This window comes from Acidiphilium sp. PM (genome assembly GCF_000219295.1).
GTDB lineage: Bacteria > Pseudomonadota > Alphaproteobacteria > Acetobacterales > Acetobacteraceae > Acidiphilium > Acidiphilium multivorum.
In genome coordinates this window covers 1-8,143 of the sequence record NZ_AFPR01000227.1, presented here as the reverse complement: position 1 = coordinate 8,143, position 8,143 = coordinate 1, and the positions used below count along the sequence as shown (strand labels likewise).

Annotated in this window: 7 protein-coding genes and 1 pseudogene; 4 read left to right on the top strand and 4 right to left on the bottom strand. The window is 68.6% G+C overall.

Annotated features, from left to right (window positions below):
- Nucleotides 1-308: pseudogene (locus tag APM_RS10185) on the top strand (hypothetical protein); the annotation flags it as partial.
- Nucleotides 309-413: 105 nt separating this feature from the next.
- Here the strand turns inward: APM_RS10185 and der are convergent.
- The 3 genes from der to APM_RS10170 are packed head-to-tail and all read right to left on the bottom strand — an operon-like array spanning nucleotide 414 to nucleotide 3,792.
- The gene (gene der, locus APM_RS10180; protein WP_007423287.1) at nucleotides 414-1,769 is read right to left on the bottom strand and encodes a ribosome biogenesis GTPase Der; all 1,356 of its coding nucleotides are present in this window, start codon (nucleotides 1,767-1,769) and stop codon (nucleotides 414-416) included.
- The gene (locus APM_RS10175; protein ID WP_231295361.1) at nucleotides 1,766-3,112 is read right to left on the bottom strand and encodes a PQQ-like beta-propeller repeat protein; all 1,347 of its coding nucleotides are present in this window, start codon (nucleotides 3,110-3,112) and stop codon (nucleotides 1,766-1,768) included. The genes der and APM_RS10175 overlap by 4 nt, the downstream gene beginning before the upstream one ends.
- Before the next feature lie 11 nt (nucleotides 3,113-3,123).
- A complete protein-coding gene (locus APM_RS10170; RefSeq protein WP_007423285.1) occupies nucleotides 3,124-3,792 on the bottom strand; it encodes a tetratricopeptide repeat protein in 669 nt (222 codons plus the stop codon).
- Nucleotides 3,793-3,940: 148 nt separating this feature from the next.
- Between APM_RS10170 and APM_RS10165 the strand changes: the two genes are divergently transcribed.
- Nucleotides 3,941-4,294 (top strand): hypothetical protein, encoded by a 354-nt coding sequence (locus APM_RS10165; protein WP_007423284.1) that lies wholly within the window; start codon nucleotides 3,941-3,943, stop codon nucleotides 4,292-4,294.
- A gap of 157 nt (nucleotides 4,295-4,451) precedes the next feature.
- Here APM_RS10165 and rpsA read toward each other — a convergent pair whose 3' ends face one another.
- Nucleotides 4,452-6,179, bottom strand: a complete 1,728-nt coding sequence (rpsA, locus tag APM_RS10160) for a 30S ribosomal protein S1 (protein ID WP_007423283.1) — start codon at nucleotides 6,177-6,179, stop codon at nucleotides 4,452-4,454.
- Nucleotides 6,180-6,458: 279 nt separating this feature from the next.
- Here rpsA and APM_RS10155 point away from each other — a divergent pair, with 279 nt between their 5' ends.
- Together APM_RS10155 and APM_RS10150 are read left to right on the top strand one after the other, a co-directional pair.
- A complete protein-coding gene (locus APM_RS10155) occupies nucleotides 6,459-7,406 on the top strand; it encodes an outer membrane protein assembly factor BamD (RefSeq protein ID WP_011941751.1) in 948 nt (315 codons plus the stop codon).
- A 19-nt stretch (nucleotides 7,407-7,425) separates the two neighbouring features.
- Nucleotides 7,426-8,143: AAA family ATPase (locus tag APM_RS10150; protein ID WP_007423281.1), on the top strand; the 718-nt coding region annotated here is incomplete at its 3' end.

Below are 8,143 nucleotides of genomic sequence, written 5' to 3'. Positions count from 1 at the left end.
CGGGCGGCGCGCTGACAACCCCGTCCCCGCCGCCGCCGCCGCCGCCCGGCTATTACCGCAACGGCCAACCGGGATATGGCCAGGGCGGATACGATCGCCAGTACTACAATTCCGGCCGTCGCCCCGAGGACCGGCGCGACATGAACCGGTACCCCGACCAGCAGCAAGGCGGCTATTACGGCAACGGCTATCCCGGCGGATCGTATCAGCAGGGCGGCCAATACCAGTATCAGAACGGCAACCAGGGCGGCCCCTATCAGGGAAGCCCGTATGATCAGGGCAATGGCTACCCGAACGGCCAGTATTAGGGCAATTTTCCGATCCTTACGGATCGGATGATGCACTGGTGTCCTGCGCCTGAAATTCGTGGGTGAATTTCAGATTTGGGACACTAGCGGCATGCGCCGGCCCGGTTACTCGTCGGCGTAGGGGTTCTTGGTGCCGCGCAACGCGAGGCGGATCGGCGTGCCTTCGAGGCCGAACCGCTCGCGCAGCGAATTGACGAGGTAGCGCTGGTAGCTGTCGGGCGTGAGTTCCGCCCTGGTGCCGAACACCGCGAAGCTGGGCGGCCGCGCCTTGACCTGGGTGATATAGCGCAGCTTGAGCCGGCGCCCCTCGACCAGCGGCGGCGGGAAGCGTTCCAGCGCGCCCTCGAACCAGCGGTTGAGTGCGGAGGTGGTGACCCGCGTGTTCCAGATGCGGTCCGCCTCGCGCACCGCCGGCAGCAGTTTCTTGACACCCTCGCCGGTCTCGCCCGAGAGCGGCACCAGCGTGATCCCCTTCATCTGCGAGAGCGAGTGTTCCAGCCGTTCGAGAATCGCGCGGCGGGTGCGGTCGCGGTCTTCCACCAGGTCCCACTTGGTCAGCGCGATGACGCAGGCGCGGCCCTCGCGCTCGATCAGCCGGGCAATGGTGAAATCCTGGTCGTGCAGCCCCTCATGCGCATCGATCGCGAGCACCACCGTATCGGCGAATTTCAGCGCCTCGATCGTCGATGAGGTGGAGAGTTTCTCCAGCCCCGCCTCGACCCGCGCGCGCCGGCGCAGCCCGGCGGTGTCGAACAGCCGATAGCGCCGCCCGGCCGAATCGGTCAGTTCGGCGGCGATCGCATCACGGGTCAGGCCGGGTTCCGGGCCGGTGATCACCCGCTGCTCGCCCAGCAGCCGGTTCATCAGGGTCGACTTTCCGGCATTCGGCCGCCCGACGATGGCGAGGTGCATCGGCCGTTCGCCATCCTCATCCTCCGCCTCGTCCGTCTCGGGCAGCGCCTCGATGATGCGGTCGATCAGGTCGGACACGCCCTCGTTATGCTCGGCGGATACCGCCACCGGCTCGCCGAGGCCGAGTTCATAGGCCTCCAGCGCCGCGTTGCTGCCGCCGCGCCCCTCCGCCTTGTTGGCGACGACAATCACCGGCTTGCCCGCCCGGCGCAGCCAGGCGGCGAAATGCCGGTCCTCCGGCAGCAGGCCGGCGCGGGCGTCGAACACGAACAGCACGAGATCCGCCTCGTCCACCGCCGTCCCGGTCGAGGCGCGCATCCGGCCCGGCAGCGTGTCCGGCGGCGCTTCCTCAAGCCCCGCGGTGTCGATCAGCTGGACCTTCACCCCGGCAAGCTCGCCCCAGGCTTCCTTGCGGTCACGCGTAACCCCCGGCTCGTCGGCGACGAGCGCGATGCGCTTGCCCGCCAGCCGGTTGAACAGGGTGGATTTGCCGACATTCGGCCGCCCGCAGATCGCGACCCGCGGGGTGCGGGCAGGGGAGGTGGTCATCGATAGGCGGTCAGCACCGCGTTGCGGGTCAGCGCGAACAGCGTTCCCGCGGCGGCGATCGGGGCAAGATCGGCCTCTCCGTCGAGCGCGAGGCCGGCGGCGAGCGGAGTGGTCAGCCGGCCCGTCGCGGCATCGACCACGATCATCCGCTTGTCGGAACCGGTCAGGACCAGGCCGGCGCCGGCGGCGAGCGGGCCATGCCACGAAATCGGCTGCTTGTGCCGCTTCGGATCGCCATAGGCCGGCAGTTCGGTCACCCACGCGACGGCGCCGTCAGCGACATGGATCGCGGCGAGGCGCTGGTTTTCCGTCAGCAGGAACAGCCAGTCGCCGGCGACGGCCGGGGTCTCGCTGCCGCCCGCGCTGATCCCCCAGATGCGCCGTCCCGAATGCAGGTCGAACGCGACGGTGGTGCCCGCGAGGCCGGTGGCGATCGCCAGCCCCCCGGCGATCACGGGGCTCGCCACGATGCTGGACACGTCGAGTGGATTGGTCTGGTCATACCCGGCCGCGAGGCTCTGCTCCCAGACGGCGGAGCCGCCGGTCGCGTTCACACCGGCGAACACGCCCGAGCCGAAACCGGCGACGACGATGCCATCCTGATAGGCCGGCGTGCCGGCGCCGAACATCGAGCCGCCCGAGCCGTTGCCGGTGGGGAAGCGCCAGGCAAAGTCGCCGGTCTTCGCATCGAAGGCCTGCAGCGTGTCGTCGAGCATGATGACGAAGATCAGCCCGCCGCCAAGGCCTGGCGCCGAGCGGAACGGCTGGTCGAGCGTCTTGGTCCAGCGCGGCTTGCCGCTGGCCGGATCGAGGGCCAGGAGCTGGCTGAAGCCGGACGCGACGTAGAGCGTGGTGCCGTCCGCCGCCAGCCCGCCGCCATAGGCGAAGCTGTTGTCGTGCTTCGGGCGCATGGGGTGGCGCCAGAGCCGCTGGCCGCTGGCGATCGAATGGGCTTCGACCACGCCAAGCGCATCCATCGTGAACACGCGCCCGCCGGCGGCGACCGGGGCGGCGTGCAGCGTGCGGCGATAGGTGGCTCCGGCGCCGACATCCCGGCGCCATGCCATGGTCAGCCGCGCGGGCAGGGCGCTGACGCCGGCATCATGCGCGGCATTGGCGCCCGCCTGTCCCCAGACCGCGTGGCTGCGCGGCGCCGGCAGCGTCACCGCGGGCGCGCCGCTGGAGACGGAAAGCGGATTGTGCGGCGGCAGGACCGGGATTTTGCGGCCGGGAACCGGCGGCTTCACTGCCTTCGAAAACAGGCTGCATCCGGTGAGCAGCGCCATCGAGGAGAGCAGCGCGCCGCGCCGCCCGAGAGTGGAAAGGGCGCGAAGGTCGGTCATGGTGCGGCTTGTCATCCGTTCAGTTTCGCGATCAGGCCCTGGGCGAGGTTCCGCAGGTTGGGCGGCGAGGCGGGATCGGCGCTCACCTCTTCGAGCAGGCCATGCGCCGACTTCGTCTTGCCGGCCTTTATGTCGAGCAGGGCGAGGTCGAGTTGCGCGAGCGGCTGCCATGGGTTGCCCGGCTTGTTGAGGGTTGCGAGCCGGGCACGCACATCGGCATCCGGTTTCACGCCCATCTCGTGCTGGGCGAGGAGGAGGAGCGCGAGATCGTGGACCGGCGGCGTGGCGCCGCTGTTGGGCGCCGCGACCGCCGCCCAGAGCTGGCCCGCCGTCTTGAGGTCGCCGGCCTGGGCGTAGAGCGCGGCGGCGCGCAGCCGGGCGAGGTTGGCATAGCCGGCGGGGGCGGTGCCGGCGAAATCGACCAGCCGTTTCGCATCGCCAATGTCGCCCGATTTGGTCAGTCCGGCTTCCTGCTGGCCGATCTGGCTGGTCAGGGTCACGTAGCGGTCCGCCGCCTTCAGGTCCTGCTGATGGCGATGCCATTGCCACGCCTTCCAGCCGCCGATCGCGAGCAGCACGAAGGCGGCCGCCCCGGCCAGCGCGCCGGCATAGCGCATGAGGAACTCGCGGGTGCGCTCGGCACGCAGGTCTTCGGCAACTTCGTCGAAAATATCGGGCACGCTGGCTCTCGCTCGTTTCGCGCAGGGGGCGGGGCCGCCACGCGCAGAGTGGATCGGGTCGGTCGGGCGGACCATAGCCGCGCGCGGGGCGTTGGGCAACGTAACCAGGTCTTCATTTTTTCATGCCATTCTGCCGCCGATGCGACGAATGCTTGCCCTGTTCTGTGTGATCCCGCTTGCCGGTTGCGGTATCGGCACTGGCGCGACCGTGGCCGCCAACGTGGTCACGCTGACCACGATCCATCGGACGGTGCCGGATGCGGTAGTGTCTCTGATATCCGGACGCAACTGCTCGATGGTCCGGCTCGATGAGCAGAAGAGCTACTGCGTGCCGAAATACGTGCCGCCGCCGCCGCCGCCCTATTGCACGCAGACGCTCGGGGATCCCGAGTGCTGGGCCGATCCGGAAAAGCTGCCCGATCACGCGCCGCAGATCGCCGAAGGCCCCTACAAGCTGACGACTCCCGCGCAGATCGCCAGCGCCGAGGGAAGCTGGCCCTGACATTGCGGCCCGGGACTCCGGGTCCGCCGCTTCCCGGGGCCGGTGCGGCGCAACGGGCGGAGTCCAGGCCAGATCGACCTTGCTGCATCCATCACGCCGAAACAACAAACGCCGCCCGTGAGGGCGGCGTTTGCCAGTCTTGGCCGGTCGTGCCGGTTCAGTTTTCGCTCTGAGCCTGCTGGTTGCGGCGGCGGATGGCGGCACCGAGGATGTCGCCGAGCGAGGCGCCCGAGTCGGAGGAGCCGTAATCGGCCATGGCCTGCTTCTCCTCGTCGATCTCCTTGCCCTTGACCGTGAGTTGCAGCTTGCGCGCGGCGCGGTCGACGGCGGTGATCTTGGCGTCGATCTTCTCGCCGACGGCGAACTTCTCCGGCCGCTGGTCCGACTTGTCGCGCGCCAGCTCGGCGCGGCGGATGAAGCCGGTGAGCACGTCGTCCACCTTCACCTCGAGCCCGTTCGACTGCACGGCGGTGATCACGCAGGTCACGATCATGCCCTTGTGGACACGGTCGAGCACGCCGGCGGCGGGATCTTCCTCGAGCTGCTTCACGCCGAGGCTGATGCGCTCCTTCTCGACATCGACGTCGAGAACCTTCGCCTTGACCATCTCGCCCTTGTTGAACTTGGCCATGGCGAGTTCGCCCGGCTCGTCCCAGGACAGGTCGGACATGTGGACCATGCCGTCGATGTCCGGCGCGAGGCCGATGAACAGGCCGAACTCGGTGATGTTGCGGATCTCGCCCTCGACGATCGAGCCGACGGGGTGTTCGTCGAGGAACTGCTCCCACGGGTTGCGCTGGACCTGCTTGAGGCCGAGCGAGATGCGGCGCTTGCCAGCATCCACGTCGAGTACCATGACCTCGACTTCCTGGCTCGTCGCCACGATCTTGCCCGGATGCGCGTTCTTCTTGGTCCACGACATCTCGGAGACGTGCACGAGACCCTCGACGCCCGGCTCCAGCTCCACGAAGGCGCCGTAGTCGGTGATGTTGGTGACCCGGCCGGTGACCTTGATTCCCGGCGGATACTTGACGTCCACACCTTCCCACGGATCGGTCTCGAGCTGCTTCATGCCGAGGCTGATGCGCTGGGTGTCGGGGTTGAAGCGGATCACCTGCACGCGCACCGGCTGGCCGATGGTCAGCGCCTCGGCCGGGTGGTTGATGCGGCGCCAGGCGATGTCGGTCACATGCAGCAGGCCATCGACGCCGCCGAGATCGACGAACGCGCCGTAATCGGTGATGTTCTTGACCACACCGTCGAGGATCTGGCCTTCCTTGAGGCCCTGGATCAGCTCGCTACGCTGTTCCGCCCGGGTTTCCTCGAGCACCGCGCGGCGCGAGACCACGATGTTGCCGCGCGCGCGGTCCATCTTGAGGATCTGGAACGGCTGCTGCACGCCCATCAGCGGGGTGACGTCGCGCACCGGGCGGATATCGACCTGGCTGCCCGGCAGGAACGCGGTGGCGCCGCCGAGATCGACGGTGAAGCCGCCCTTGACGCGGCCGTGGATCACGCCGTTGACCCGCGCCTGCTGCTCATAGGCGCGCTCCAGCGCCGTCCAGGCCTCTTCGCGCCGCGCCTTCTCGCGCGACAGGACGATCGAGCCGTCCTTGTCCTCGTAGCGCTCGATATAGAGGTCGAACGTGTCGCCGGACTTGATCTCCTGCGCGCCGAATTCCTTCAGCGGCACGCGACCTTCGCTCTTCAGCCCGACATCGACGACGACGTAATCGTCATCGATCCGCGAGACCCGGCCGGAAACGACCGAGCCCTCGAAGCCGGTATTGCTGCCGAGCGTGCTGTCGAGCAGCGCGGCGAAGTCCTCTGTACCGGTGGTGTGATCAGCGCCCTGCGAGCGCATGGCAGTTGCGGTTGAACCCATGAAGCGGTTTAAATCCTTGAAACGAGGCCAAAAAGCGGCCGGTTTGGTTTGCGCGCCACGCCGTATGTCCGATCATCGTGGCCACGTCTGCCCGGCTTTGCCGGGTGGGGTTGAGGGGTATCGCCTGGCCGCATCCGCCGGAAAGGGACGCCGCAATGACGACAGGCCGCATGCACCTCGCCCGCGGCTGTGGCCGGGGATAGGCCTTTTTACCTTGTTTTGCAAGCATTCCGGCGCGATTCCACGGTCCCGCCGCGGCCGGAGGCTTCGCGCCGCCGAATGACATGCTATAAGCCCGCCCCGATGACGCACTCGCAGACTCCGGCTCGGCCGGCCCCGTTCCTTCCCCCGCAGGCGCGGAAGCGCCCGCGACGCGCCGGCGCGCTGTCGGCCCTGGTCCTGCTGATGCCGCTGGCTCTGGGCGGCTGCGGCCTGTTCGGCGGCGGAGCCAAGACCGGCACCTCAAGCGGTCACGACGGCGCGGACAAGACCTTGTCCAAGCCGCTCAAGCCGGCTTCGGCCCTCTATGCCGACGGCATCGCCTATCTCCACAAGGGCGAGAACAAGAAGGCGGCGCGGACCTTCGGCGAGATCGAGGTCAACTACCCCTATTCGACCTGGGCGAGCCATGCCGAACTGCTGCAGGGCTACGCGGAATACCGCGAGCAGAATTTCGATTCGGCGGTCAGCGCGCTCAACCGGTTCATCGAGCTCCATCCGGCCAGCCCGGAAGCCGCCTACGCCTATTATCTGAAGGCGCTCTGCTTCTACGAGCAGATCGAGGACGTGCAGCGCGACCAGACCTTCACCCTCGAGGCCGCGCAGGCCCTGCAGGACGTGATCTCGCGCTTCCCCGACAGCGCCTATGCGCGCGATGCGCGGATCAAGCTCCGGCTGGTCGAGAATCGCCTGGCCGGGCACCAGATGGAGGTCGGCCGGTTCTACCAGCGGCAGAATCTCTATGCCGCCGCGATCAGCCGCTACCAGGTGGTGGTCCAGCAATACCAGACGACGACCTTCGTCCCCGAGGCGCTCGACCGGCTGGTGGAGTGCTATCTCGATCTCGGGCTGGTCAAGGAAGCGCGCCGGAATGCCGCCGTGCTCGGCTACAACTATCCCGGCTCGCGGTGGTACCGGAATGCCTATGCCACGCTCCGCAGCCACGGGCTTCTGAACGGTGCGGTGAAGCCGAAGGCCTCGGGCGGGTTCCTTTTCGGCCTGCTCTGAACGGAGGCGCGCCGGGGTCATGCTCACAGCGCTCTCCATCCGCGACGTGATCCTGATCGACCGGCTCGATATCGGCTTCGAGCCCGGGCTGACCGTCTTCACCGGCGAGACCGGCGCGGGCAAGTCGATCCTGCTCGATTCGCTCGGCCTCGCGCTCGGCGACCGTGCCGATGCCGGACTGGTGCGGGCCGAGGCGAAACAGGCGGTCGTCACCGCGTCGTTCGCCGTGGCCGCCGGCCATCCGGCGCAGGCCCTGCTGGCCGACCAGGGAATCGACGCCGGCGATGAAATCCTGCTGCGACGGATCCTGACGCGCGACGGCAAGTCACGCGCCCTGGTGAACGACCAGCCGGTCAGCGTCGCCCTGCTGCGCCGGGCTGCCGACCTGCTGATCGAGATCCAGGGCCAGCATGCCCAGATCGGGCTGACCGATCCGGCGACCCAGCGCGACATGCTGGACGAATTCGGCGTCGATCCGGCCTTGCGCGAGACGGTCGCCTCGCTGTTCGCCTCCTGGCGCGCCGCCGAGGCCGCCCGGGCGGATGCCGAGGCGGCGCTCGAATCGGCGCGGCGGGACGAGGATTTCCTGCGCCACGCGGTCGAGGAACTCTCCGCCCTGGCGCCGCGCGCGGGGGAGGACGAGGAACTCGCGGCCGCAAGGCAGCATCTTCAGGGCGCCGAGCGGCGGGCCGAGGCGATCGGCAGCGCGCTTGCCGAACTCACCCCGCGCGAGCGCC

Excerpts from the sequence above, each read along its gene's own strand:
- rpsA (WP_007423283.1), bottom strand. The coding sequence starts at position 6,179 with ATGGGTTCAACCGCAACTGCCATGCGCTCGCAGGGCGCTGATCACACC.
- APM_RS10175 (WP_231295361.1), bottom strand. The coding sequence starts at position 3,112 with ATGACCGACCTTCGCGCCCTTTCCACTCTCGGGCGGCGCGGCGCGCTG.
- APM_RS10155 (WP_011941751.1), top strand. The coding sequence starts at position 6,459 with ATGACATGCTATAAGCCCGCCCCGATGACGCACTCGCAGACTCCGGCT.
- APM_RS10165 (WP_007423284.1), top strand. The coding sequence starts at position 3,941 with ATGCTTGCCCTGTTCTGTGTGATCCCGCTTGCCGGTTGCGGTATCGGC.
- der (WP_007423287.1), bottom strand. The coding sequence starts at position 1,769 with ATGACCACCTCCCCTGCCCGCACCCCGCGGGTCGCGATCTGCGGGCGG.